Origin of the sequence: Ralstonia sp. Ralssp110 (assembly GCF_047325135.1) — a bacterium.
Lineage (GTDB): Bacteria > Pseudomonadota > Gammaproteobacteria > Burkholderiales > Burkholderiaceae > Ralstonia > Ralstonia mojiangensis.
In genome coordinates, this window is record NZ_CP168610.1 from 2045013 (window position 1) to 2071786 (window position 26774).

23 protein-coding genes are annotated in these 26774 nt (G+C 63.0%); 7 read left to right on the forward strand and 16 right to left on the reverse strand.

Translation table 11 applies throughout. From position 1 onward, the window contains the following. The first annotated feature begins 28 nt into the window (after positions 1-28). Positions 29-1618 (forward strand): rhodanese-like domain-containing protein, encoded by a 1590-nt coding sequence (locus ACEN9T_RS18500; protein ID WP_413706719.1) that lies wholly within the window; start codon positions 29-31, stop codon positions 1616-1618. Between the two features lie 26 nt (positions 1619-1644). Beyond that, entirely contained in the window at positions 1645-2844 is a 1200-nt protein-coding gene (gene metC / locus ACEN9T_RS18505) for a cystathionine beta-lyase (protein ID WP_413706720.1), read from the forward strand. Between the two features lie 73 nt (positions 2845-2917). Here metC and typA read toward each other — a convergent pair whose 3' ends face one another. Beyond that, positions 2918-4738: a translational GTPase TypA gene (gene typA / locus ACEN9T_RS18510; RefSeq protein WP_092971405.1), complete on the reverse strand. Its 1821-nt coding sequence runs from the start codon at positions 4736-4738 to the stop codon at positions 2918-2920. Between the two features lie 250 nt (positions 4739-4988). Between typA and ACEN9T_RS18515 the strand changes: the two genes are divergently transcribed. The 4 genes from ACEN9T_RS18515 to ACEN9T_RS18530 all read left to right on the forward strand — a co-directional run bounded on the left by ACEN9T_RS18515 (position 4989) and on the right by ACEN9T_RS18530 (position 10006). Further along, complete coding sequence (locus ACEN9T_RS18515; RefSeq protein WP_260773391.1) at positions 4989-5507, forward strand: MarR family winged helix-turn-helix transcriptional regulator; 519 nt, start codon at positions 4989-4991, stop codon at positions 5505-5507. 73 nt (positions 5508-5580) lie between these two features. Next, positions 5581-7110 carry an AdeC/AdeK/OprM family multidrug efflux complex outer membrane factor gene (locus tag ACEN9T_RS18520; protein WP_413706721.1) on the forward strand — a complete coding sequence of 510 codons (1530 nt, stop codon included), beginning with the start codon at positions 5581-5583 and terminating at the stop codon, positions 7108-7110. A gap of 46 nt (positions 7111-7156) precedes the next feature. After that, the gene (locus ACEN9T_RS18525; protein WP_092971407.1) at positions 7157-8446 is read left to right on the forward strand and encodes an HlyD family secretion protein; all 1290 of its coding nucleotides are present in this window, start codon (positions 7157-7159) and stop codon (positions 8444-8446) included. 3 nt (positions 8447-8449) lie between these two features. Next, a complete protein-coding gene (locus tag ACEN9T_RS18530) occupies positions 8450-10006 on the forward strand; it encodes a DHA2 family efflux MFS transporter permease subunit (RefSeq protein WP_413706722.1) in 1557 nt (518 codons plus the stop codon). A 67-nt stretch (positions 10007-10073) separates the two neighbouring features. On the opposite strand, the gene truB is transcribed toward ACEN9T_RS18530, so the two are convergent. The 8 genes from truB to ACEN9T_RS18570 all read right to left on the reverse strand — a co-directional run bounded on the left by truB (position 10074) and on the right by ACEN9T_RS18570 (position 20600). After that, positions 10074-11033: a tRNA pseudouridine(55) synthase TruB gene (gene truB / locus ACEN9T_RS18535; RefSeq protein ID WP_092971409.1), complete on the reverse strand. Its 960-nt coding sequence runs from the start codon at positions 11031-11033 to the stop codon at positions 10074-10076. 1 nt (position 11034) lies between these two features. Beyond that, positions 11035-11406, reverse strand: a complete 372-nt coding sequence (rbfA, locus tag ACEN9T_RS18540) for a 30S ribosome-binding factor RbfA (protein ID WP_004626422.1) — start codon at positions 11404-11406, stop codon at positions 11035-11037. Positions 11407-11531: 125 nt separating this feature from the next. Beyond that, on the reverse strand, positions 11532-14426 hold the full coding sequence (infB, locus tag ACEN9T_RS18545) for a translation initiation factor IF-2 (protein WP_092971410.1): 2895 nt from the start codon (positions 14424-14426) through the stop codon (positions 11532-11534). A gap of 62 nt (positions 14427-14488) precedes the next feature. Next, positions 14489-15964 carry a transcription termination factor NusA gene (nusA, locus tag ACEN9T_RS18550; protein WP_413706723.1) on the reverse strand — a complete coding sequence of 492 codons (1476 nt, stop codon included), beginning with the start codon at positions 15962-15964 and terminating at the stop codon, positions 14489-14491. Continuing rightward, positions 15961-16449: a ribosome maturation factor RimP gene (gene rimP, locus ACEN9T_RS18555; protein ID WP_092971412.1), complete on the reverse strand. Its 489-nt coding sequence runs from the start codon at positions 16447-16449 to the stop codon at positions 15961-15963. Before rimP ends, nusA begins: the two co-directional genes overlap by 4 nt. 206 nt (positions 16450-16655) lie before the next feature. Continuing rightward, complete coding sequence (locus ACEN9T_RS18560) at positions 16656-18440, reverse strand: pseudouridine synthase (protein WP_413708478.1); 1785 nt, start codon at positions 18438-18440, stop codon at positions 16656-16658. A 92-nt stretch (positions 18441-18532) separates the two neighbouring features. Beyond that, the gene (scpB, locus tag ACEN9T_RS18565; protein WP_092971873.1) at positions 18533-19372 is read right to left on the reverse strand and encodes an SMC-Scp complex subunit ScpB; all 840 of its coding nucleotides are present in this window, start codon (positions 19370-19372) and stop codon (positions 18533-18535) included. Between the two features lie 484 nt (positions 19373-19856). Then, complete coding sequence (locus tag ACEN9T_RS18570; RefSeq protein ID WP_413708479.1) at positions 19857-20600, reverse strand: sulfite exporter TauE/SafE family protein; 744 nt, start codon at positions 20598-20600, stop codon at positions 19857-19859. A gap of 181 nt (positions 20601-20781) precedes the next feature. Here ACEN9T_RS18570 and fnr point away from each other — a divergent pair, with 181 nt between their 5' ends. Continuing rightward, a complete protein-coding gene (fnr, locus tag ACEN9T_RS18575) occupies positions 20782-21510 on the forward strand; it encodes a fumarate/nitrate reduction transcriptional regulator Fnr (RefSeq protein WP_092971874.1) in 729 nt (242 codons plus the stop codon). Positions 21511-21530: 20 nt separating this feature from the next. On the opposite strand, the gene ACEN9T_RS18580 is transcribed toward fnr, so the two are convergent. Genes ACEN9T_RS18580 through ccoN form a run of 7 tightly spaced genes read right to left on the reverse strand, consistent with a single transcriptional unit; the run spans position 21531 to position 26769 of the window. Beyond that, positions 21531-21785, reverse strand: a complete 255-nt coding sequence (locus tag ACEN9T_RS18580; RefSeq protein WP_092971415.1) for a hypothetical protein — start codon at positions 21783-21785, stop codon at positions 21531-21533. Continuing rightward, complete coding sequence (locus tag ACEN9T_RS18585) at positions 21782-22009, reverse strand: FixH family protein (RefSeq protein ID WP_092971416.1); 228 nt, start codon at positions 22007-22009, stop codon at positions 21782-21784. The genes ACEN9T_RS18580 and ACEN9T_RS18585 overlap by 4 nt, the downstream gene beginning before the upstream one ends. A gap of 26 nt (positions 22010-22035) precedes the next feature. After that, on the reverse strand, positions 22036-23499 hold the full coding sequence (ccoG, locus tag ACEN9T_RS18590) for a cytochrome c oxidase accessory protein CcoG (protein ID WP_092971417.1): 1464 nt from the start codon (positions 23497-23499) through the stop codon (positions 22036-22038). After that, positions 23496-24419 carry a cytochrome-c oxidase, cbb3-type subunit III gene (gene ccoP, locus ACEN9T_RS18595; RefSeq protein WP_092971418.1) on the reverse strand — a complete coding sequence of 308 codons (924 nt, stop codon included), beginning with the start codon at positions 24417-24419 and terminating at the stop codon, positions 23496-23498. The genes ccoG and ccoP overlap by 4 nt, the downstream gene beginning before the upstream one ends. A gap of 12 nt (positions 24420-24431) precedes the next feature. Then, complete coding sequence (locus ACEN9T_RS18600; RefSeq protein WP_009238364.1) at positions 24432-24614, reverse strand: cbb3-type cytochrome oxidase subunit 3; 183 nt, start codon at positions 24612-24614, stop codon at positions 24432-24434. 3 nt (positions 24615-24617) lie between these two features. Next, positions 24618-25301 (reverse strand): cytochrome-c oxidase, cbb3-type subunit II, encoded by a 684-nt coding sequence (ccoO, locus tag ACEN9T_RS18605; protein WP_092971419.1) that lies wholly within the window; start codon positions 25299-25301, stop codon positions 24618-24620. 10 nt (positions 25302-25311) lie between these two features. Further along, positions 25312-26769: a cytochrome-c oxidase, cbb3-type subunit I gene (gene ccoN / locus ACEN9T_RS18610; RefSeq protein WP_092971420.1), complete on the reverse strand. Its 1458-nt coding sequence runs from the start codon at positions 26767-26769 to the stop codon at positions 25312-25314. Between the last annotated feature and the right edge of the window lie 5 nt (positions 26770-26774).

Sequence of the window (26774 nt, forward strand, 5' to 3'; positions counted from 1 at the left end):
TCACCCTTTTGATTCGTTTCGCATCGATATGACATCGTTCGTTACCGCCCAGACCTTGAAAGCGTGGCTGCACGACGGCGCCGAGATCGCGCTGTTCGACGTGCGCGAGCACGGCCAGTACGGCGAAGCCCACCTCTTCTACGCCATCCCGCTGCCATACAGCCGTCTTGAGATCGATGTCCCGCGGCTCGCGCCTCGCCGCGCCGTGCGCGTGGTCGTTTATGACGACAACGATGGCGTTGCCGACCGCGCGGCCGAACGACTGACCGCCATCGGCTACACCAATGTGCACGTGCTGCAAGGCGGCGCACAAGGCTGGAGACACGCGGGCTTCACACTGTTTGCCGGCGTCAACGTGCCGTCCAAAACCTTCGGTGAACTCGTCGAGATGGCGTACCACACGCCACGCGTCACGGCGCGCGAGCTTGCGGCCATGCGCGAACGCGGCGACGACGTCGTCATCGTCGACGGCCGCCCCGTCAGCGAATATCTGAAGATGACGATCCCGTCGTCGATCTGCTGCCCGAACGGCGAACTGGGGCTGCGCATCCGCGAGCTTGTCCCCGATGCAACCACGCCGATCGTCGTCAACTGTGCGGGCCGCACACGCAGCATCATCGGCGCTCAGACGCTGATCAACCTGGGCATCCCGAACCCGGTAATGGCACTGGAGAACGGAACGCAAGGCTGGTACTTGGAAGACCTGCCTCTGGAGCACGGCAGCACGCGCCGTTATCCCGACGTCGTGCCGCCCGCCACCGTCAAGGACATGCGCGAGGCCAGTCAGCAACTCGCCGCACGTTTTGCCGTACCCGAGGTGGATGCGGCCACGCTCGCACGCTGGGTTGCGCAAGGCGAACACAGCCTCTTCCTCTGCGATGTCCGCACACCCGAGGAGTTCGCCAACGGCAGCCTGCCGGGTGCACAGCATGCGCCGGGCGGCCAGTTGATCCAGGCAACCGATCAGTACGTCGGCGTGCGCCATGCCCGCCTTGTGTTGTTCGACGCCGACGGCGTGCGCGCGCCAATCGTTGCGAGCTGGCTGCGGCAACTCGGTCACGATGCCTATGTGCTGCGTGATGGGTTGAACAGCAATGCGAGCCTGCCGGCGCCCACGACCACGCTGCCGCAGCCGTTGCCCGAGATCAGCGCGCAGGCACTCGCCGGCCCGCTGGCGGCGGGCACCACGCACGTCATCGACTTGCGCCCCAGCATGGCCTTCCGCCGTGCCCATGTGCCTGGCGCTACCTGGGCCATTCGCCCGCGCCTGCCGGCCCTGGCCGCTGATTGCGATACCGTGTTGATTGCCGACGACCCGCGCATCGCACAGCTCGCCGCAGCAGATTGGGCCGCACACGCGCCGCAGGCCGCATCGCGTCTCAAACTGCTAGCCGGCGGCATTGCCGCGTGGACTGCCGCCGGCTACGCCACCGAAGCTTCCGACAGCGCACCGCCCGACGCCGATTGCATCGACTATCTCTTCTTCGTGCATGATCGGCACGACGGCAACAAGGCTGCGGCCAGGCAATACCTGGCCTGGGAAACCGGCCTCCTCGCCCAGCTCGATGCGCAGGAACTTGGCGCCTTCCGCGTGGGCGCCGGCGCCGCGCAGTCATGACGCTCAACCTTCGAGGCCCACTCACCATGTCATCGCAGAAAATCGAACCACCACTGGCAACCCGACTCGCGACTCGCCTCGTCAAGGGCGGCACCTCGCCAGTTTTTGAAGGCGGCCGAGCCGTCAACCCGCCCGTTGTGCGCGCCTCCACCGTGCTGTTCGATTCGATGGGCGAGATGAACGACGCGCGCCGCCGTCGCGGCACCGAACGCATGTTTACCTACGGCGCGCGCGGCAACCCCACGGGCTTTGCGCTGGAAGATGTTGTCGCGCAACTCGAAGGCGGCTATCGCACGCGGCTATTCCCGACTGGCCTGGCCGCCATCTCGATGGTTTTCCTGGCCTTCGCGCGCCCAGGTGATCACGTATTGATTGCCGATTGCGTCTACCAGCCGCTGCGTCATTTCGTCGATACGTTCCTGCGCCCGTGGGGCGTGGAGGTGACGTATTTCTACGCCGACGGCAGCGATGTCGCACAGCAGCTCAAACCGACGACCAAGCTCGTCTACGTGGAATGCCCCGGCTCGCTTGTCTATGAGATGTGCGATCTGCCCGCGCTCGCTGAGATTGCGCATCGCCATGGGGCGCTGGTCGTCGCCGACAACACGTGGGGCTCCGGTCTGCAATACCACCCACTCACACTGGGCGCCGACGTGTCGATCATGGCGGCGACCAAGTACCTGAGCGGCCACTCCGACGTGATGATGGGCACGGTGACCACCACACAGGCGTGCTGGCAAACGCTCGCCACGATGTGCGACGCCCAAGGCGTGGCGGTCAGCCCTGACGATGCCTATCTCGTGCTGCGCGGCACGCGCACGCTGGCCGCGCGCCTCGCCATGCACGAACGCCACGCGCTGGAGATTGCGCGCTGGCTGCTGGCACGGCCGGAAGTCGCACGGGTCTTCTGCCCCGCTCTTCCCGACGACCCCGGCCACGCCCTCTGGCAACGCGATTGCACCGGTACCAACGGACTGGTCTCGTTCGAATTTGCCCAAGCCGATCTGCAAACCGCCGGGCGCTTCGTCGATGCCCTCGCGCTGTTTGGCATCGGCGCATCATGGGGCGGCTTCGAGAGCCTTGCGACAGTCAGCAACGTGGCGGGCACGCGCACCTGCACGGATTGGTCTGCAGCCGGCCCGATCGTGCGCCTGCACATCGGACTGGAAGACCCGCAAGACCTGATCGATGATCTGACGCAAGCGTTCGCGCGCGTTGAGGCATAGCACCAGCGTTATCGCCGAGCAAAAAAAAACGCCCCGAAACCTCGGGGCGTTTTTCTGGCAGATCGCCTAGCGATCAGACCGCTTCTTCGCGCGATGCGCGCTTGCGCTCGTGTTCCTTCAGGTGACGCTTGCGCAGGCGGATGCTCTTCGGCGTGACTTCCACCAGCTCGTCGTCGGCGATGAATTCCACCGCGTATTCCAGCGACATCTGGATCGGCGGCACTAGGCGCACGGCTTCGTCGGTACCCGACGCACGCACGTTGGTCAGCTGCTTGCCCTTGATCGGGTTGACGACCAAGTCGTTGTCGCGGCTGTGGATACCGATGATCATGCCTTCGTAAAGCGCATCGCCAGGCGACACGAACATGCGGCCGCGATCCTGCAGCTTCCACAGCGCGTAGGCCACGGCAGCGCCGTCGTCCTGCGAGATCAGCACGCCGTTGTGACGCTCGCCCAGGTCACCTTCCTTGACCGGGGAGTAGTCGTCGAAAATGTGGCTGATCAGGCCGGTACCGCGCGTCAGCGTCAGGAATTCACCCTGGAAGCCGATGAGGCCACGGGCCGGAATGCGGTATTCCAGACGCGTGCGGCCCTTGCCGTCCGACGCCATGTCGAGCAGTTCGCCCTTGCGGCGGCCCAGCTCTTCCATCACGCCGCCCTGGTGGCCGTCTTCCACGTCCACAGTCAGGCGCTCGAACGGCTCGCACTTCACGCCGTCGATGTCTTTGAACACCACGCGCGGGCGCGACACGGCCAACTCATAGCCCTCACGGCGCATGTTTTCCACCAGAATCGTCAGGTGCAGTTCGCCGCGGCCCGACACTTCGAAGATCGTGTCGTCGCCGGTGTCCTTCACACGCAGTGCCACGTTGGACTTCAGCTCGCGGTCCAGACGGTCGCGCAGTTGGCGGCTCGTCACGAACTTGCCTTCGCGGCCAGCCAGCGGCGAGGTGTTGACGCAGAAGTTCATCGTCAGCGTCGGCTCGTCCACCTTCAGCATCGGCAGCGCTTCCTGGGCGTCCGGCGCACACACGGTGCAACCGATGCCCAGCTCTTCAATACCGTTGATCAGCACGATGTCGCCGGCTTCGGCTTCCTGCACCAGCTCGCGCTCCAGGCCGCGGAACTTCAGCACTTGGTTGATACGGCCCTTGATCGGGTTGCCTTCCGGGCCAAACTTGACCACCACGTCCTGCAGCGGACGAACGCGGCCACGCGTGATGCGGCCCACGCCGATCTTGCCGACGTAGCTGGAGTAGTCCAGCGAGATGATCTGCAGCTGGAACGGACCGTTCGGGTCGTCGTTACGCTGCGGCACCTTGTCGAGAATGGTCTCAAACAGCGGCTTCATGTCGCCTTCGCGCACGTCGTCGGTCAGGCCGGCGTAACCGTTCAGGCCCGAGGCGTACACCACCGGGAAGTCGAGTTGGTCGTCGTTGGCGCCCAGCTTGTCGAACAGGTCGAAGGTCTGGTTGATCACCCACTCCGGACGCGCACCCGGGCGGTCCACCTTGTTGATCACGACGATCGGCTTCAGGCCCAGGGCCAGCGCCTTGCGCGTCACGAAACGCGTTTGCGGCATCGGACCTTCTACTGCATCCACCAGCAGCAGCACGCCGTCGACCATCGACAGCACACGCTCCACCTCACCACCGAAGTCGGCGTGCCCCGGCGTGTCGACGATATTGATGTGCGTGCCGTTGTACTCGACCGCGCAGTTCTTGGCCAAGATCGTGATGCCGCGTTCTTTTTCGATGTCGTTCGAATCCATCACGCGCTCGGCGATCTGCTCGTTCTCGCGGAACGTGCCGGCTTGGCGAAGGAGCTGGTCGACCAGCGTGGTTTTGCCGTGGTCAACGTGGGCAATGATGGCGATGTTGCGAAGCGCGCGCATGGGATGTGAACTCGAAAAGACGTGACACGAGCCCGGGACAGCACCCAAATTCAGCTCGCGGAATAACCTGACATTCTAGCATGCTGCGATGCGCAAGACATGACACTCCGTGACGAATCGATGGAGGAACATTGTACAAGTGCTCGTTGAATCACTGATTGTTTCTAAAATTGGAATCACACATTCAGTACCTTGCTGTTTGCTGCGTCAATTCGTATATTTGTCCGGACAATGATTGTGCATACATAAGATGTCCGAACAGACAAGACCCGCCACCGAAGTTGCTGCCGGAACCCTCTTCCGGGTGGAGGACTACCGCATGTGCGAAAGCGTGGGCTACCTCGTGGGGCGCGCCAAGACGGCGCTGTCCATGGCCATCGAGCAGGAAGTTGCCGCGATGGATGTGACGCATTCCCAGGCCAGTTGCCTGGTGCTTCTCGCCAACGGCCGATGCCAAACCGCCACCGACCTCGGCCGCGAACTGAACACTGACATCGGTTCGCTCACGCGCATGCTCAGCCGCATGGAAAAGCGCGGCCTGATCGAGCGCGTGCGCAGCGAGTCCGACCGCCGCGTCGTGCATCTGGAGGTGACGCAAGCCGGCCGTGACTTGGCTGACCGCATGCCAGCCATCTATACGCACGTGCTGAACCGTTTTTTTGCTGGCTTCACCTCGGGCGACGTCGATACGCTGCGCGGGCTTCTCAAGCGCATTCTCGACAACGGTGCCGCCACGGAGGGGCATCGCGTGCGCCCCGCCGGTCATTGACGCCGCCCTGCCTGAATTGCATCCGCAGCACCGAACGCTTTCCGCCCCTTGATCGCTTGACCCATCAAACAACATGAACGCCTCGAACTCCGCCCCTCAGGCATTTTCGCCCCTAAGCCGCGCCGGCAGTCCGCGCGCGCAATGGCCGGCGCGCCTGGGCGTGGCGCTTTCCGCCGTGACGCTGGCTGTGCTGGCCGGTTGCGCAAACCTCGGCAATTCGCACAGCACGCAGACGCTGACAACGCCGGGCCAATTGGCGAGCGCGCAATCGTTGCCCTCGCAGGGCGGTCAGTGGCCGTCGCAGAACTGGGTCGACCAGTTCAACGATCCGCAACTGCGCGCGCTGGTGGACGAAGCCATCAAGGACAATCCGAATCTGCAAGTCGCCTTTGCTCGCGTGCGTGCTTCGCGTGCGATGGCCGATGTGGTACGCGGCAACCTGTATCCAAGTGTCGGGCTCGATGCCGACATGACGCGCCAGCGCCTGTCGGAATACGACATGTTTGAAGGCACGCCGCTGGCGGGCCGCTGGTTCACAGAATCGAAGATCCAGCTTGGCGTGAGCTATGACCTGGATTTCTGGGGCAAGAATCGCTCCGCATTGGAAGCTGCGCTGTCCGACGACAAATCGATGGAAGCGGAAAGCCAGGCTTCGCGTTTGATGCTATCGACCACGGTGGCACGCACCTACGCCAAGCTGGCCGCGCTCTACGCGCAGCGCGACGTGGCCGAACGTGCAATCGTGCAGCGCAAGGATTTGACCAACCTGGCGAGCCAACGCGTGCGCGCAGGCCTCGATACCCAAGTTGAAACCACGCAGGCTCGCGCCAATGTGGCCGCTGCACAAACGGAACTTGAACAAGTCGACGAGCAGATCACGCTGGCACGCAACCAGTTGGCCGCGCTGCTGGGCAAGGGTCCGGACCGCGGCCTCACGATCACGCGCCCGACGCTGCTTGCGCAAGCCACGCCCAGGCTGCCGAACAACTTAACCATCGACCTGATCGGCCGTCGCCCGGATCTCGTGGCTGCGCGCTGGCGCGTGGAAGCCGCGTCGAAGGATATCGACGTCGCCAAGGCGCAGTTCCTGCCGGATATCAGCCTGACTGCATTCCTGGGGCTGGCTTCGATTGCGCCGGAAAACCTGCTGCTTGGCGCATCGCGTCAGCTCGGTATCGGCCCGGCGCTCAAGCTGCCGATCTTCCAAGGCGGCAAGCTGCGGGCCAACCTGCGCGGCAAGTACGCCAACTATGACGCCGCTGTCGCAAGCTACAACCAGACGCTGACCGAAGCCCTGCACGACACCGCTGACCAGATCACTACGCTGCACAGCATTGATTCGCAGATCACGATCCAGCGCACTGCACTGAGCGAAGCTGAGCGCGCTTACAGCCTTGCACGCACGCGCTACAGCGCCGGCCTTGGCACGCAACTGGTCGTGCTGAACGCTGAGACGACCGTGTTGCAGCAACGCAAGCTCGCGACCGATCTGCAGGCACGCCGACTCGACGCGCAGATGGCACTGATCAAGGCCCTCGGCGGCGGCTACACGGCAGAAGAGCTCCCTGGCGCCAAACCTTTGGCCGCCGCATCGCACAGCTGACCCGAACTGAACTGATCGTTCCAACGCATTCTTTTGAGCCAACATCATGAGTGACAACAAGCCCCAAGCCGCACCGTCCGCTGCCCCAGCACCAGCAGCCCCCGCGGCAACGCCCGCCGGCAACGGCAATGCCAACGGAAAGCGCAAGCGCATGCTGACCACGCTGGCCGCCGCACTGGTGGTTGCCGGCGTCGGCTACGGCCTCTACTGGGGCCTGTACGGCCGCTGGTTCGAGTCGACCGACGATGCATACGTGCAAGGCAACGTCGTCCAGGTAACGCCGCAGGTGGCGGGCACCGTGGTCGCCATTCGCGCGGATGACACGCAGCTCGTGACCTCCGGCCAGCCCGTGATTGAACTGGACCGCGCAGATGCACGCGTCGCACTGGAGCAGGCGGAAGCCGCGCTCGCGCAGACGGTGCGCCAGGTGCGTACGCTGTACTCGAACACCAGCGCATTCACCGCCACGCTGGCCATGCGTGAGAGCGATCTCGCCAAGGCGAAGGACGACCTAGCCCGCCGCAAGCAGATTGCCGGTACGGGCGCGGTGTCGCAGGAAGAAATCTCGCACGCACAAACGGCTGTGCAGGCTGCCCAATCTGCACTGGAAGCTGCGAAGGAACAACTGCAGGGCAACCGCGTGCTGACCGAACAGACCACGCTGGAGCGTCACCCGAATGTGTTGCAGGCTGCCGCCAAAGTCCGCGAGGCTTACCTTGCCTATGCGCGTACCAGCCTGCCGGCATCGGTCACGGGCTACGTAGCCAAGCGTTCGGTGCAGGTCGGCCAGCGCGTCGCTCCGGGTACGCCGCTGATGGCCATCGTGCCGCTGGACCAGCTCTGGGTGGACGCCAACTTCAAGGAAGTCCAGGTACGCCACATGCGCGTGGGCCAGCCGGTTGAACTGGTGGCCGACGTGTATGGCAGCAGCGTGACGTACCACGGCAAGGTGGCCGGTTTCTCGGCGGGTACGGGCTCGGCGTTCTCGCTGCTGCCGGCACAGAACGCCACGGGCAACTGGATCAAGGTGGTGCAACGCCTGCCGGTGCGCGTGTCGCTCGACCCGAAGGAACTGAAGGACCATCCGCTGCGCGTGGGCCTGTCAATGGAAGCCAAGGTCGACATCCATGACGAAGGCGGCCAAAGCCTGGCCACCGCGCCGACGGCTTCGCCGCTGCAAACGACGGTATACGACCAGGCCGGGAAAGACGCCGATCAGGTCATCGCCAGCATCATCACCGCCAACGCAGGCCGCGGCGGCGCCACGGCACCGGCCGCTACCAACGTGCCGGCCGCAACGGCTCCGCGCGCTTCGCAACCCGCACCCAAGGTCTGACGCATGGCAACCGCCGCGCCCAAGCCGCTACAGCCACTGACCGGCGCCAAACTGGCGATCGGTACGGTCGCGCTGTCGCTGGCCACCTTCATGAACGTGCTGGATTCGTCCATCGCCAACGTGTCGATCCCGGCAATTTCGGGCGACCTGGGTGTGGCCCCGAACCAGGGCACGTGGGTCATCACCTCGTTTGCGGTAGCCAACGCCATCTCGGTGCCGCTCACGGGGTGGCTGACGCAGCGTTTCGGGCAGGTGCGCCTGTTCGTCACGTCCATCCTGCTGTTCGTGCTGTCGTCGTGGGCGTGCGGGCTGGCGCCCAATATGGGCATGCTGATCGCCGCCCGGATCCTCCAGGGCGCCGTGGCAGGCCCGATGATTCCACTGTCGCAATCGCTGCTGCTGTCGACATATCCGCCCGCCAAAAGCTCAATGGCATTGGCGCTATGGGGCATGACCACGCTGGTCGCGCCGATCATGGGGCCGATCTTCGGCGGCTGGATCTCCGACAACATGAGCTGGCCGTGGATCTTCTACATCAACATCCCTGTGGGCATCCTGGCTGCGTACGCAACGTGGGTCATCTACAAGGACCGCGAATCGCCGACACGCTTGCTGCCGATCGACAAGATCGGCCTGGCGCTATTGATCCTGTGGGTGGGCTCGCTTCAGTTGATGCTCGATCGCGGCAAGGAACTCGACTGGTTCAATTCAACCGAGGTTGTGGTGCTGACGGTCGTTGCCATCGTGGGCTTCGCGTTCTTCCTGGTGTGGGAGCTGACCGAAGATCACCCCGTGGTGGACCTGACGCTGTTCAAGGGCCGCAACTTCAGCGCAGGGGTCGTCGCCATCTCGGTGGCGTACGGGCTGTTCTTCGGTAACCTGGTGATCCTGCCGCTGTGGCTGCAGACCATCGTCGGCTACACCGCCACGGACGCGGGCCTGATCATGGCCCCGGTGGGCATCTTCGCCATCATCCTGTCGCCCGTCATCGGCAAGAACCTGCCAAAGATGGATGCGCGCTGGGTAGCGACGACAGCGTTCATTACCTTCGCACTCGTGTTCTGGATGCGCTCGCGCTTTACCGTGCAAGTGGACACGTGGACGCTGATGATTCCCACGCTGATCCAGGGTGCTGCAATGGCGATGTTCTTCATCCCGCTCACGTCGATCATCCTGTCAGGCCTGCCTCCCGAGCGGATTCCGGCGGCATCGGGTCTGTCGAACTTCGTGCGGATCATGTTCGGCGGCATCGGTGCGTCGATCTCGACCACGGTGTGGGACAACCGCTCTGCCTTGCACCACGCGCAACTGGTCGAGCACGTGAATCCGTACAACCCTGCCTATGCGTCATCGATCAACCAGTACACACAACTGGGCATGCCCAACCTGCAGGCCAATGGCGTGATCGAACGCGTGATCTCGCAGCAAGCCGCAATGTTGGGCGCCAACGATATCTTCTGGATTTCGGCGGTGCTGTTTATCGTGCTGATCGTCTTCATCTGGCTGACCAAGCCGGCGAAGTCGGCGGCCGGTGCGGAAGCGGCAGCCGGCGCGCATTGATCCAACATCGAGCAAACAAAAAAAGCCACGCGTAGCTGCGTGGCTTTTTTTGCTGCCGTCGATCGGCTTAAAGATGCACGAGCCGCCCCGGTCGCAGCACACCATCTTGCCAAGCAGCCACACCGAGCAGCGACACCGCCGTGGCGCCCGCCCCTATCGCCTCGCGCACGCCGTACACGCGCACCTGGTCTGCATTCGGCAACGTCAATCGCAACGGCAGGCGCTGACCATGCAGAAAGCGGCGGCTCTCTTCCGCATCCAGCTCCACGCGCGGCAGCGTCTGCAACAGCGCATCGACTGGGGCCAGCAATGCGGCGCGCGCATCGTCGGCCGCTTCGTCCAGCGATTCAAGCGTCACGGCACCGTTCAGCGTCAGGTTACCGACCTGGGTGCGACGCAGCGCAACCAAATGTCCACCGCAGCCCAGCGCCTCGCCAATGTCTTCACCCAACGTACGGATGTACGTTCCCTTGCTGCATGACACGCGCAACGTGATCGTCGGGGCTGCCGACTCCAGATCCGTCGCCAGTACATCAATCGCGTGGATCGTTACCCGACGTGCAGCGCGTTCTACGGTCTGACCCGCGCGCGCGTACTCGTACAACGGTTTGCCGTCCTTCTTCAGCGCCGAGTGCATCGGAGGCACTTGGTCGATCTCGCCGACAAAGCGCGCGATGGCTGCCCGCAGTTGCTCGGGTGTGACCGATACGGGGCGCTCGCTCAGCACCTCGCCTTCCGCATCTGCGGTACTCGTCTTGATACCAAGACGCACGATGGTTTCGTACGTCTTGTCCGCATCGAGCAAATCCTGCGAAAACTTGGTTGCCTCGCCAAAACACAGCGGCAGCAAGCCGGTAGCGAGCGGATCGAGCGTGCCGGTATGCCCGGCCTTCTTGGCCCACAACAGACGTTTGGCGCGGATCAACGCATCGTTGCTCGACCAGCCGATCGGCTTGTCCAGCAGCAGCACGCCATGAACATCGCGGCGCGGCGGCTTCTGCGACCTGGGCACATGTTGCTCGGCCATTTCAATCGTCTTTGGCACGCGTGGCGTTGGCCTCATCGATCAGGCGCGACATCTCGATACCGCGCTCAACCGAACCGTCAAAGTGGAAATGCAGCGTCGGCACGGTGTGGATGTGCAGGCGCTTGAACAACAGTGAATGCAGGTAGCCCGCCTTCTCGTTCAGAATGGCGCCGGCAACTTCCGGCTCGGCGCCCAGCACCGTGAAGTAGATTTTGGCGTGCGCGTAGTCAGGCGTAAGCGTGACCGATTGCAGGGTCACAAGGCCCATTGCCGGGTTCTTGATTTCGCGCTGGATCAACTCGGCCAGATCACGCTGGATCTGATCGGCGATGCGCACGTTGCGGCCAGCGGCCGATCCCGATTTCTTCGGCATAGTGTGTTCCTCACATGGGCCGCCAGCACGCGCCAGCCCGGCCCAAAAAGACAAAACGGTGGCGCGGGACGCGCCCGGCCACCGTCGCAAAGTCGAGCCGGACACCGCAGCGTCCGGCCAACGGATTACAGCGTACGCGCCACCTCGGTGATCTCGTAGACCTCGAGTTGATCGCCTTCCTGAACGTCGTTGAAGTTCTTGATCGACAGGCCGCACTCGAAGCCTTGCTTCACTTCCTTCACATCGTCCTTGAAGCGCTTGAGCGAATCGAGTTCGCCCGAGAAGATGACCACGTTCGCACGCAGCACCCGCACCAGCGAATTGCGCTTGACGAAACCGTCCAGCACCATACAGCCCGCCACCGCACCAACCTTCGGTACGTGGAAGACCTGGCGTACTTCGACAAGGCCCGTCGTTTCTTCGCGCTTCTCCGGCGAGAGCATGCCCGACATCGCTGCCTTCACCTCATCCACAGCGTCATAGATGATGTTGTAGTAGCGGATGTCGATGCCCTGATGCTCGGCCAGCTTGCGTGCGCCTGCGTCGGCCCGCGTATTGAAGCCGATGATGACGGCCTTCGATGCGGTTGCCAGGTTGACGTCCGACTCGGTGATGCCACCCACGGCCGCGTGCACGACCTGTACGCGCACTTCGTCGGTCGACAGCTTCTGCAGCGAGTGCACCAATGCTTCCTGCGAACCTTGAACGTCCGCCTTGATGATCAGCGGCAGCGACTTCACGTCGCCTTCGCTCATCTGTTCCAGCATGTTTTCCAGCTTGGCAGCCTGTTGGCGCGCCAGCTTTACGTCACGGAACTTGCCTTGGCGGAACAGCGCGATTTCGCGCGCCTTGCGCTCGTCCGGCAGCACCAGGACTTCTTCGCCAGCGCCCGGCACTTCCGACAGGCCCTGGATTTCCACCGGGATCGACGGGCCAGCTTCCTTGGCCGGCTTGCCGTTTTCGTCCAGCATAGCGCGCACGCGGCCATAGGCCGTGCCCGCGAGCACCACGTCGCCGCGCTTGAGCGTACCGCTCTGCACCAGCACCGTAGCGATCGGCCCCTTACCCTTGTCCAACTGCGCTTCCACCACCAGACCCTTGGCCGGCGCGTTGACTGGCGCCTTCAGTTCCAGCACTTCGGCCTGCAGCAGCACGTTTTCCAGCAGGCTGTCGATACCTTCGCCCGTTTTGGCGGACACCGGCACGAACGGCACATCACCGCCGTACTCTTCCGGAATCACGCTCTCAGCCACCAGTTCCTGCTTGACGCGGTCGGGGTTGGCTTCAGGCTTGTCGACCTTCGTGATCGCAACCACGATGGGCACCTCGGCGGCCTTCGCGTGAGCGATGGCTTCCTTCGTCTGCGGCATGACGCCGTCGTCGGCAGCCACGACCAGAATCACGATGTCGGTTGCCTTGGCACCACGTGCACGCATGGCCGTGAAGGCCTCGTGACCCGGGGTGTCCAGGAACGTAATGACGCCACGGTCGGTTTCGACGTGATACGCACCGATGTGCTGTGTGATACCGCCGGCTTCACCTGCCGCAACCTTGGCGCGACGGATGTAGTCCAGCAGCGAGGTCTTGCCGTGGTCGACGTGACCCATGACAGTCACGACCGGCGGACGGGTTTCGGCCTCAGCATTCGTCGGCTCTTCCACACCGCCAATCAGCAGCGCTTCCGGATCATCCAGCTTGGCCGCGACCGCCTGGTGGCCCATTTCTTCGACCACGATCATCGCGGTCTCCTGGTCCAGCACTTGGTTGATCGTGACCATCTGGCCGAGCTTCATCATCTGCTTGATGACTTCGGCAGCCTTGACCGACATCTTGTGCGCCAGATCGGCCACAGAGATGGTTTCCGGCACGTGCACTTCACGCACAACCGGCTCGGTCGGTGCCTGGAAAGCATTGCGGTTGTCGTCGCCATGGCGGTTGCGGCCGCCCTTGGAGCCGGAGCGCCAACCGTCGGCACCGCCGCCGGTGTCGCCGCGCGTCTTCAGGCCACCACGCTTACCGCTACGGTTATCGTCCTGCCAGCCCGACTTGCCGCGACCGCCCTTCTTGTCGCCCGTAGGCGAACTGGGTGCTGCAGCGGCAGGCGCCGGGGCAGCTGGCTTCTTGGCGGCCGCAGCCGGGCGTGCCTCGCCAGCCGGCTTGACCGGCTTGTGCAGCGTGCCCGATTGCTCGGCCTTCTTGACTTCTTCAGCCTTGCGCTCGGCGGGTGTCTTCAGCACGCGAGCGGGGGCGCTCATCATCTCGCGGATGGCGCGTGCCTCGGCTTCGGCAGCTTCACGGCGCTTGCGCGCACCGTCTTCCTCGGCCTTGATCTTGTCGGCAGCAACGCGCGCCTCATCAGCGGCCTTCTGCGCAGCTTCGCGCTCACTTGCCAGACGTGCGGCATCTTCCTCGGCCTTGCGGCGCGGGGCTTCGTCCGACGCTTCAGCGGCTGCGCGGGCAGCAACGGCTTCCTCTTCCGCCTTCTTGGCGGCGAGTTCAGCCTGACGCTTCTGCTCGGCTTCAGCAGCTTCCTGACGGGCGCGACGCTCAGCTTCCTCGCGCTCCATCGCCTCCTGGCGCGCCTTCAGCTCGGCTTCCTGACGGGCCAGCAATTCAGCCTGGTGGCGTTGTTCTTCCTCGCGACGCGCGATTTCCTCGGCATCGACCACCGGTGCAACCTCTGCGGCGTCCGATTCAGCCTGCGCCGCGTTCGGCTCATCACGCTTGACCAGCACGCGCTTCTTCTTGACTTCCACTTGCACGGTGCGCGTCTTGCCGGTGGCATCCGCTTGGCGGATTTCGCTGGTTTCGCGTTTGGTGATCGTGATCTTCTTGCGCGCGCCATCCTCGGCGCTGCCGTGTGCTCGCTTGAGATAGTCGAGCAGTCGGGTCTTGTCCGATTCGGTGATGACGTCTTCCGGCGTCGCCTTTTGCACGCCCGCGGCTTGCAATTGTTCCAGCAGCGCTGATGCGCTTCGGTTCAATTCGCCAGCGAGTTGGGCAACTGTTGTGCTTGCCATTCAAACCCTTTCGATGCTTGGTTTCAGTGAGAATTGCGATAAACGATCAACGCTTACGCGACTCACGAAAACCAGTGTTCACGCGCCTTTATGATCAGCGCCTTGGCTTGTTCTTCGTCGACGCCGGTCATCTCGACCAATTCGTCCACGGCCAGCTCGGCCAAGTCGTCACGCGTCTGGATGTTCCCCTCGGCCAGCTTGCCGATCAGCTCCGGGGTCAGCCCCTCGAGGTCGCGCAGGTCTTGCGACACCTTCTCGACCTTTTCTTCCTTCGCCAGCTCCATCGTCAACAACACGTCGCGAGCGCGGTTGCGCAGCTCGTTGACGGTGTCCTCGTCGAACGCTTCGATTTCCAGCATTTCCTGCAGCGGCACGTAAGCCACTTCCTCGAGCGAGCTGAAGCCCTCTTCGATCAGGATGTCGGCAACCTCTTCGTCCACGTCCAGCTTCGCCATGAACAACTGGCGAACGACGGAGCTTTCTTCTGCCTGCTTCTGCGCAGACTCTGCCGGCGTCATGATGTTGATCTGCCAGCCCGTCAACTCCGACGCCAAGCGAACGTTCTGGCCGCTACGGCCGATGGCCACGGCGAGGTTTTCCTCGTCGACAACCACGTCCATGCTGTGCTTTTCCTCGTCCACGACGATCGACTGAACTTGTGCCGGCGCCAACGCACCGATCACAAACTGCGCCGGGTCTTCCGACCACAGCACGATGTCCACAGCCTCGCCGCCAACTTCGTTGCGCACAGCCGTCACACGGGTGCCGCGCACGCCGACGCAAGTGCCAATCGGGTCGATACGCTTGTCGTGTGCAACGACTGCGATTTTCGCACGCACGCCCGGATCGCGCGCGGCGGCCTTAATCTCCAACAGGCCCTGTTCCATTTCAGGCACTTCGTTTTCGAAGAGCTTGATCAGGAACTCTGGGCAAGTGCGCGAAAGCTCAATCTGGGGGCCACGTGCGGTGCGATCGACATTCAGGATGTACGCGCGGACACGGTCGCCCGTGCGCAGGTTTTCCTTCGGGATCATCTGGTCGCGGGTCAGCAGCGCCTCGACGCGGCCAGTTTCCACGATCAGGCCCTTCTTGTCGGCGCGCTTAATCGTGCCGGTCATGACCTTCTCGCCGCGATCCAGGTAGTCGTTCAGGATCTGCTCGCGCTCGGCATCGCGGATGCGCTGCAGGATCACCTGCTTGGCAGCCTGCGCGCCGATACGGCCGAACTCAACCGATTCGATCTGCTCTTCGACAAAGTCGTCGACCTCGATATCAGCGTCCTGCTCCTTGGCTTCGAACAGCAGAATCTGCTTGTCCGGCTCCTGCAGGCCTGCATCGTCGGGAACGACGAGCCAGCGACGGAAGGTTTCGTGTTCGCCCGACTCACGGTCGATCGCCACGCGCACATCCACGTCTTCTTCAAAGCGCTTCTTGGTCGCCGAAGCCAATGCGGCCTCCAGCGCCCCGAACACCACATCCTTGTCGACGTTTTTTTCGCGCGCAAGCGCATCGACGAGCAACAGAACTTCGCGGCTCATTGCTTGTTCCCTTTGTTTCGATTTCCTTTGAAGTCCAGCACGGGCACCAGCCGGGCGCGGTCGAGTTCCGACAGCGTGAATTCCAGCAGTGCGGGGCCTTCCTTGCCCTCAAACTCAAGGCCGATTCGTTCCTGGCCTGGCTCGCCCGTCGGAGCCTGAATGATTCCCGTGAAATTCTTTTGCCCGTCCACTGGCAGGCGCAACGTCACCTTGACCTCAAGGCCGGCGAAGCGCGTGAAGTCGGCCAGCGTGCGCAGCGGGCGGTCCAGCCCGGGCGACGACACTTCCAACCGTTCGTAGTTGACGTTTTCAACTTCGAACACGCGCGTGAGCTGATGGCTCACTTTTTCGCAATCTTCAATGACGATGCCGTTCTCTGCCTGATCGATATACACGCGCAGCAGCCCGGCGGGTGCGCGCTCCACTTCCACCAGCTCGTATCCCATGGCGGTGAGGGTTTTCTCAATCAGATCAGTCAGATGCACGTTTTTCCTGAAGAATTTCCCGGTATGGCCAACCTGCCGAAGCAAAAAAAAATGGGCGCAACGCCCATATCATTCGCCCATCTTCTGCAGGATGACTTTTGATTAGACTCACATTGTAATACGCTTCGAGGCAAAACGCAAAAATTGCCCCGAAGCCGCCACAAAATGGGGCGTTGCGACGAAGGTCGCACACAACGCCCACATTTTTAGCGCTTACCGCCGCGTTTGCCACCACCGCGCGGCGCCTTGTTGCCGTTCGATGTGCCGCCGCCACTCTTTCCGGGGCGCTTGTTGCCGGGCGCGCGATTGCCATCACGCATACCACCGCCACCGGCCGCGCCGCCGCGGCCATTCGGGCGCTCGCCCATACGGGTGCGCGCTGTCAGCGTGGTCGGACCGCCCACATTGATGTAGCCCATGGACGTTTGCATCGGATCGGGCTGACGCGGGTTGGACGGACGGCGCTGCGCGGGTTGCGCGCGATTACCGTTCTCAACGCCCATACCGCGTGACTGGAAGTTGGCTTCACCCGCAAAACCGGACGACATCGGCCCCATCAGCACCGGCGCCGGCCCACGGCGACGATTGCCCTGGCGGTCTTGCCCACCGCCAGAACTGGCCGTCGGCACCTTCATGCCCAGCGTGCCCATCAGCGTGCGGACATCCTCGGCCGACACCTCCTGCCAGCGCCCGCGCTTGAGCCCGCGCGGCAGAACGAAGCTGCCATAGCGCGTACGGATCAGGCGCGACACAGTCAGATTGACCGCCTCGAACATGCGTCGAACCTCGCGGTTCCGACCTTCCGTCAGAGCGACGTGGTACCAATGATTGACACCTTCGCCGCCGCCATCGACGCAGCGCAGGAAGTTGGCTTCGCCGTCCTGGAGCGGGATGCCGTGCAGCAGCTTCTGACGGTCAGTTTCGGCCAGCTCGCCCAGCGTACGCACCGCATATTCACGCTCAACGCCATAGCGCGGATGCATGAAGCGGTTGGCGATGTCGCCGGAGGTCGTGAAAATCAGCAGGCCCTCGGTATTGAAGTCGAGGCGACCGACGGCGACCCACTTGCCGGTCTTCATGCGCGGCAATGCATCGAACACCGTCGGACGGCCTTCCGGATCGGATTGGCTCACGATTTCACCGGCCGGCTTGTGATATAGCAGCACGCGCGGCGGCTTGTTCGGCAGCTTGCGCTGGATCAGCTTGCCGTTCACGCGCACCTGATCGGTCGCGAGAATGCGTTGGCCGATGTGGGCCGGCAGGCCGTTCACGGAGACGCGACCTTGCAGGATCAGGTCTTCCATGTCGCGGCGCGAGCCAAGCCCGGCGTCCGCCAGGATTTTGTGCAGCTTGGGAGCGTCGTCGTCGGAGGTCAGTTCGCGCGCCTTAGGGGGCTGCGATGCACCGCCAGCGTCAACTTCCGAGTCGTAAGCGCCGGAAATCACGTATTGGAAGACGTCTTCGGAGCCCTTGCCGCCCTTCAGCCCCTTGCCCCCGCGATTCTGGGTCTGGCCGCCAGCCTTGCCTTGCGGTTTGCCGCTGCGGTTCTGCTGCTTGCCACGACCGCCGACACTCTTGCCGCCAGCGCCTTCCGTACGATCACTGCGATCGGCGCGTTCCGCCGGTTGGCCTTCGCCTTGACGGCGACGGTTCTTGCCGAAACGGCCGCGCGGGCCCCGCCGCTCGCCCTGGCCTTCTGTTGGTCCCTGCTCGGCTGGTGCAGCACCTTCTGCGGCAACGACCGCCGGCTCACCAGCCGACTCTTTCGGCTTGCGTGCCCGTGGCGCGCGGCTCTTGCGCGGTTGCGCAGGCTGGCTGGCGTCAGCACCACCGGCCTCAGCGGCTTCACCCTCAGGGCGGCCATCCTGCTGCTGGCGGCGCGAAGCCACGAGGTTGCGCAAGCCTCGGCGCAAACCCTTGCGACGAGGCGCGGCCTCAGTCCCATCACCGCCGTCTTGTCGCGGCGGCTGAGCGTCGGCGTCGGCCGGCATACGTGTATCCATGGAGTCTGGCTGGGTGCTCACAACGTCTTCAAAAAATCTAGGGGTTCAGACCATGCACCGACTGTGCGGCAGGCATGGCGTCACGAATGTTCATTGGCGGGAGCCGCAGGCGGCTCGACCGGTGTTTTGTACTCGTCTTCAGTTGCCTCGGTCGCATTCATCGCTTGCGACTCGGTTTCCAGCTCTGGCTCATCACCCACCGCAACCCCAACAGGCTGCGCTGGCGTTTCAGCTGCTTCGACGGACGCCTCGCCAACGGGCGATCCGGCAGAGCCCTCCACCAGAGCCTCTACGCTCTCAGCACCTCCCGGCGCGTCGTTGACCATCGCTGTCAGCTCTTCTACCGCAATTGCACCACCCTCGAATTCAATGGCGCCCTGCTCCAGAAGGCTCGCCTGCGCCTGAGCGCGGGCATCTTCCAGCGGCGGCAGTTCGTCCAGCGAGCGCAAGCCAAGATCGTCGAGAAACTGCTTGGTCGTCGCATACAGCGCGGGGCGACCCGGCACGTCGCGATGACCGATGACCTCGATCCAGCCGCGGTCTTCAATCTGCTTGATGACCTGCGTATTGACCGTCACACCGCGAATGTCTTCGATATCGCCGCGGGTGACCGGCTGGCGATAAGCGATGATCGCCAGGGTTTCCATCACGGCACGCGAGTACTTGGGCGGCTTTTCCGGATGCAGGCGATCGAGATACACGCGCATTTCCGGGCGGCTCTGCAGGCGCCAGCCGGAGGCTAGCGCGACCAGTTCGACACCGCGATTCAGCCAGTCCTGGCGCAGTTCTTCGAGCAGCACACGGATGGTGTCTGCGGAAACATCTTCGTCGAAGAGCTTGCGCAAGTCATTGACTCGCAACGGATCCTGCGCGCAGATCAGCGCGGTCTCGAGGACGATCTTCGCCTCTTGGGTATTCATCGGGTTGAGCGGCTCGTCATTGCTCGCGCACGGCCAGTCGCCGTCACGCTTGAGGTTTGTCGTCCCGCCGCGAAGCACGCGGCATTTCTGAATGCTGTTGCCCACCCGGGCCCGGCGCGCGAAGGCCAATTATTCAATTGGTCCTGCACCGAAACGCAGTGGCTGTGCCCGCAAAGTAGGGCCGGAGGAGCGAGTTGATCCGGTGCCGGTCAGGCACCACAAGGGCAATTTCTTCCGCCGCCATGGGGACGGATACTGCACCGGACGACTACCAAGAAGAACGGCAGCCCGCCCGAATCGACTGTCCAGGGTGACTCTACCGCTGGATGGCATCGCTTGGCGCCGCGCTTGGGATTGTTGATTTGCGCGGGTGGCGAATCGAATTGTTGTCGATTGTAGGGCAATTTCCAGCAGCGCCGCAACCGGGAAGATGTCCTAGCCTCCCATCCCGGGCCGGATGGTGATTTCTACGCGCTTTAAGCGCTTACAGCACGAGACAGAATCCGTGTGCGTTAAGCATCTCTGGCAGCCAGATCGCGTGAACCAGCCCCCAGACCCCAAATCCGGCGATGGCGATGCCAGCCGCGCTTCGCGCCCATCGCTGGCGCGACAGCCCTCGCAACCACCCGGCAAAGCCAGACATCATCAGAAGGTTGGGCAGTGTGCCGGCACCAAAGACGAGCATAACCACGGCCCCTGAGGCTGCGTTGCCTGCCAACAACGCTACAGCCAATGCGCCGTAAACCATACCGCACGGCACTAAGCCCCACGCCATACCCGTGACATAGCGGCGCAGCAACGGCGGCTGACGCTGAAGCTTGCCGCCCAGCCTAGCGGCCACTAGAGACAGACCACCAGCGACGCGGCCGAGCAAGCGCTCAAGCCACACGCTGCGCCACACATCTCCGGCGGAACGCATGAGCAGCAACAAACCGTAGGCGAGTAGCAATGCACTGGCAAAGGCAAACAAGCCACGTTGAATCGGCAGCCATTGCTGGCGCCAGACGGTCGCACCCATCGCACCCATGATTGCGCCAAGCAGCGTATAGGTGGTCAGCCGGCCGGCATGCATGACGACCTGCTCAAACCATAGTCGGCGGCGAGACACGATCCGCACCGCCACCGCCCCACGCTCGGCCGCGAGTGCGATACCGCTGCACATCGCCAGACAATGGACACCGCCGAGCAACGCAATGAGGAAAACGCTCAGAAGCGCGGCGGCACTCATCTTTCTGACGCTCTTTTGATATGGGCCAAGGTTTTCGTTTTGCTGTTGCGAACTAAGCGTAATTGGTGCGTTTTGCCGCATCGGAAATGTCCGACGCGGAGAAGGTCGCCGTTATAATAAGGCTCAGTTGCACCACAAGAATTACTCATTTCACTTTCCCGAAATTCAGCCGCCCCCGCCCGTGCTCACTCGAATCGCACTTACCGACCAAGCCTCGCGTTGTTCCACCTGCGTACTCGGGCAAATCTGCCTGCCGGTGGGAATGAACTCGGACGACGTGCGCAAGATGGACGATTTGGTCGGCGAACGCATCCGCATTAAGAAGGGGCAATCGCTCTATTCCTTGGGGGAGCCTCTGGAAGCGGTTTACGGCATTCGTTTCGGCACGCTCAAAACCCATCTGACGCTTGAAGACGGTCGACACCAGATCACTGGGTTCCATCTGCCGGGTGAAATCGTCGGGCTCGATGGCATTGGCGACATGCGCCACGTGTCGGACGCCACCGCGCTCGAAGATACTGAAGTCTGCGTGGTGCGCTACGACGAGCTGCAGCACCTTTCGCGCCGGCTGCCTTCGCTGCAGCATCAGTTCCTGCGCATCATGAGCAAGGAAATCTCTCAGGATCATCTGATGCTTCTCACGCTGGGCTCCATGCGTGCGGAGGAGCGTCTGGCAGCGTTCCTGCTCAACCTCTCGAAGCGATCGGCCCAGCGAGGATATTCGTCGACCGAGTTTGTGCTGCGTATGAGCCGTGAAGAACTTGGCAGCTATCTGGGTCTGAAGCTCGAAACCGTCAGCCGCCTGTTCTCGCGCTTTGCCGAAGCGGGTCTCATTCAGATCCGCCAGCGCCACGTCAAGTTGGTCGACCTGGCCGGCCTGCGCCAGGTCATGAGCGGTCAGGCCGCCTAATCTGCTTCCATGGCTCCCGCTCACACGAGCGGGTGTTCATGCGCTTCCAGTTTGCCGATGCCCGGCGACACATAGAGCGTCAGCGCGCTCGACAATCCGCACAGCAACCAGAACACAAAGAACGACACGGTGTAGACCGCCTGGGTCGACACCGTGATCTGTTCGCCGAAGAAGCGCAGGTCGGCGGGGTCCACCACCGCAAAAACCACCAGCTCAGCCAACGCGGCCGACAGAAATGCCGGCCACAGAATCCACATCAGCAGTCGACGTTTCATCGGGCCTCCGCGTGAATGGCATGTGGCGGCGCGACGACCGTCTTTTCAACAACCAAACCGCGGCGCACCACGTTGTCATGAATAGCAGGATCGGGATGCGACATTGCCAGCCAGATGGTGACGCCGCAGCCGACCATGGCGACGAACGGCCCTGCCATCAGCAGCCATGGCCAGGGCTCGCGCCACCAGGGACGGGCCTGTGCGGAAGATTGCGTTGCGTGCATCGTTGCCTCCTGTTTGGGATGCCGCATCAGCGCGGCACGATGAAGCTCGACGGTTCGCGCAGTACGAGGCTGTCGCTACCGCTGTCTGCATGGATGACGAAACGGATTTTGTGCGAGCCGGGGGCGGCATCGTCGGCCGGCCGGCGTACGCGCACAGGCAGCAGTCGGTTGGCCGCGGGCGGCAACTCCAATGTGGTCGACTCGCCGCTGCCGCCCTGCACGTCCAGTTCCGGCATGCCCTCGGCGGTGATGGTCACGCGTATGGGGTGCTCGGACGCGTTCATCAGTTGCAGGCGATAAACGTTCTCGATCTTGCCGCCGTCTACTTCACGGGCCAGTGCACCACGATCACGAATCACGTCGACCTTGAGCGGCTGCCGCATGGTCAACGCCACGATGAAGCCGGTGATGAGCACCAACATGATCCCGGTATAGATCAGCACCCGCGGGCGCAGCAGATGCCGACGGGCGTCCTTCGGACTGAGCCGATCGCGCATCGCGCGTTCCGACGTATAGCGGATCAGACCGCGCGCGTAACGCATCTTGTCCATGACCTGATCGCAGGCGTCAATGCAGGCGCCGCAACCGATACATTCGTATTGCAGCCCCTGGCGGATGTCGATGCCGGTCGGGCATACCTGTACACAGATGCTGCAGTCCACGCAGGCACCCAGACCCTGCGCTTCGAAATCAGCGTTGCGCGATCGGCTTCCGCGCGGCTCACCGCGCTGCGTGTCATAAGTGACGACGTAGGTATCGGGATCGACCATCACGCTCTGGAAACGAGCGTAGGGACACATGTAGCGGCAGACCTGTTCGCGCATGAAACCGGCGTTACCCCAGGTCGCAAATGCGTAGAACAGCATCCAGAACGTCTGCCAAGGGCCGAGCGACAGCGTCCAGGTCTCCATGCCCAGGTCGCGGATCGGCGTGAAGAAGCCGACGAAGGTGAAGCCCGTCCACAGCGCGATCAGCACCCAAGCCGAATGCTTGGTGGCCTTGAGGCGCAGCTTGCGCAAGCTCCAACGCTCGCCATCGAGCCGGATGCGGGCAAAGCGGTCACCTTCGACATGCCGCTCGATCCACATAAAGATTTCTGTGTAGACCGTCTGCGGACAGGCATAGCCGCAGAAGAGCCGCCCTGCCACTGCCGTAAACAGAAACAGCGCCAGCGCCGATAGCACCAGCAGCACCGTCAGATAGATGACATCCTGCGGCCACAACACGAGGCCAAAGAGGTAGAACTTGCGTGCGCCCAGGTCGAACAGCACTGCTTGGCGACCGTTCCACTGGAACCACGGCAAGCCATAAAAAATGGCTTGCGTGGCCAACACCAGCCAGACGCGCCAACGCGCGAAGGCGCCGGTCACGGCGCGCGGATAAATCTTGCGCCGGACCTCATAGAGCATCTGCTCGGTCGGGGCGTCCTCGGCGCCCGCCGCCGCGGTGGCGGGCGTCATCGGGCGCCAGGCTGGTTCTTTGTCGCTCATTGCGCGTGACTCGTGTTGCTGTTCGACAGACCCCAGACATAGGCCGCCAGCATGCGGATCTTCTCCGGCGAGAGCAGGTTCTCGTGTGCCGGCATTGTGTTGTCACGGCCCTTGAGGATGGTCTCGACGATGGTCGCTTCCGAACTGCCGTACAGCCAGACGCGGTCGGTCAGGTTGGGCGCGCCGAGCGCCTGATTGCCCTTGCCGGTTGCCGTGTGGCAGGCCGCGCAGACCGACTTGAACGTCGGTTCGCCACGCGCTGCCTTGATCGGGTCGTAAGACAGGCCCGACAGCGAACGCACATAGTTGGCCACGTTGACAGCCTGATTGCCGTCCACCACCGCCGCGAGGGATGGCATGACGCCGTGACGCCCCTTGGTGATGGTCGTCAGGATCGTCTCGGGCTCGCCGCCGTACAGCCAGTCGTTGTCGGTCAGGTTCGGGAAGCCCTTCGCGCCGCCAGCGTCCGAGCCATGGCACTGCGCACAGTTGTTCAGGAACAGGCGCTGGCCGATCTCATGGGCCTGCGGGTCGGCGGCGATCTGCTTGATGTCCATGCCGGCATAGCGCTCATAGAGCGGGCGGACCTGAGCATCGGCCGCCGCACGCTGCGAGGCCAGCTCGCCGCGCGTGGAGAAACCAAGCACCCCGCCGTATGCACCCAGGCCGGGGTACAGGATCAGGTATCCCAACGCAAAGATGCACGACAGCAGGAACATCCACATCCACCAGCGCGGCAGCGGATTGTTCAATTCACGCAGATCGCCATCCCAGACATGGCCTGTATCTTCACCGGCGCTGTGCCCCGGTGCCACTTGAATGCGCCGCTGGGAGAACAGCAGCCAGATGCACCACACGATGCCGACCAAGGCGATCGCTGCGATGTAATACCCCCAGAACTCCGAAATGAAGTCGCTCATGATTCTGTGTCCTTATTGATGCGGGCGCGACGCGTCTGCGCGCGCACCGGCGACCTCGGCCTCATCGGGCAGCAGAAACGGCAGCATGGCCGATTCCGCATTCGCAGCGCGGCGATGCGCGGAGAATGCCCACCAGGTAATGCAGACGAACAGCACGAGGAAGACGGCAGTCGCAATTGCACTCAGCATGGCCATGGCTCACTCCTTGGCCGCAACGGTGGCAGGCGCGGCAGCCGGCTCGACAGCCACGTCCCGGACGTTGCGCAGTTCCACACCGAGGCCTTGCAGGTAGGCGACCACGGCATCCTCTTCCGTCTTGCCTGCGAGTTGCTCACGCGCCCCGGCGATCTGCGCATCCGTGTACGGCACACCGAGCTGGCGCAGGACGTGCATCTTCTTTTCGATGTCGCTGTTGTCCAGCGGCGTCTTCGAGAGCCACACATACGAAGGCATGTTCGACTCGGGCACCACCTCACGCGGGTCGCGCAGATGGATGCGATGCCAGTCGTCCGAATAGCGTTGCCCCACGCGTGCCAGATCCGGGCCCGTGCGCTTGGAGCCCCACAGGAACGGGTGATCGAACACCGATTCGCCTGCCAGCGAATAGTGGCCGTAGCGTTCGGTTTCGGCGCGCAGCGTACGCACTTGCTGCGAGTGGCACCCGACGCAGCCTTCGCGGATGTAGATGTCGCGCCCCGCCAGCCGGAGCGGCGAATACGGAGCGATGCCCTTGACCGGTTCAGTGGTCGAATGCTGAAAGAACAGCGGCACGATCTGCACCAGGCCTGCAATGCTGACCACCACCAGCGTCAGCACGATCAGGAAGCCGATGTTCTTTTCCAGCGTCTCGTGCGAGAAAAACTTGTTGGATTGGTTGCTCATGTTCCCCTCCTCACTGAGCCGCGACCATCGGGGTCTGGGCCGGTTGAGGAATTGGTGCATCGACGGCCTTGCTGCCCTGGATGGTCTTGAACACGTTGAATGCCATCAGCAGCATGCCGCCCAGGAAGCACAGGCCGCCAGCGAGGCGAATCAGATAGAACGGGTACGTTGCCTTCACCGCTTCAACGAAGCTGTAGGTCAGCGTGCCGTCGGCCTCAGTAGCGCGCCACATCAGACCTTGCATCACGCCGGCAACCCACATGGCAGCGATGTAGAGCACCACGCCGATGGTCGCCACCCAGAAGTGCACCTCGATCAGGCGTGTGCTGTACATCCTCTGTTGGCCAAACAGCCGCGGGATCATGTAGTACATCGAACCGATGGTGATCATCGCCACCCAGCCGAGGGCACCCGAGTGAACGTGCCCGATCGTCCAATCGGTGTAGTGCGACAGCGCATTCACGGTCTTGATGGACATCATCGAGCCCTCGAACGTCGCCATGCCGTAGAACGACAGCGCCACCACGAGGAACTTCAGGATCGGATCGGTGCGCAGTTTGTGCCAGGCGCCCGACAGGGTCATGATCCCGTTGATCATGCCGCCCCACGACGGCGCCAGCAGAATGAGCGAGAACACCATGCCGAGCGACTGAGCCCAGTCAGGCAGTGCGGTGTATTGCAGGTGGTGAGGGCCCGCCCACATGTACGTGAAGTTCAGTGCCCAGAAGTGCACGATCGACAAGCGATACGAATAGATCGGGCGCTCGGCCTGCTTGGGCACGAAGTAATACATCATGCCCAGGAAGCTGGTAGTCAGGAAGAAGCCCACTGCGTTGTGGCCATACCACCATTGCACCATCGCATCCTGCACACCGGCATAAGCCGAATATGACTTGAACAGCGACACCGGCAACTCAGCGTTGTTGACGATATGCAGCAGCGCGATCGTGATGATGTAGGCGCCGAAGAACCAGTTGGCGACGTAGATGTGCCGGGTCTTGCGCTTGGCAATGGTGCCGAAGAAGACGATCGCGTAGGCCACCCACACCACGGTGATCAGGATGTCGATCGGCCATTCGAGTTCGGCGTATTCCTTCGAACTCGTGTAGCCAAGCGGCAGCGTGATGGCGGCGGCCACGATCACTGCCTGCCAGCCCCAGAACGTGAAGGCGGCGAGCTTGTCGGAAAGCAAACGCACCTGGCAGGTACGCTGCACGATGTAGTAAGACGTCGCAAACAGTGCGCTGCCGCCAAACGCAAAGATGACGGCATTCGTGTGCAGAGGACGCAGCCGACCATAGGTCAGCCAAGGCACCCCGAAATTCAGTTGCGGCCAGATCAACTGGGCCGCGATCAGCGCACCGACCGCCATACCGACGATGCCCCAGACGATCGTCATGATCGAGAACTGGCGAACAACGCGGTAGTTGAAGGTCTGGGTGGGCTGCAACGCGCTGGACGATTGCATGCTTG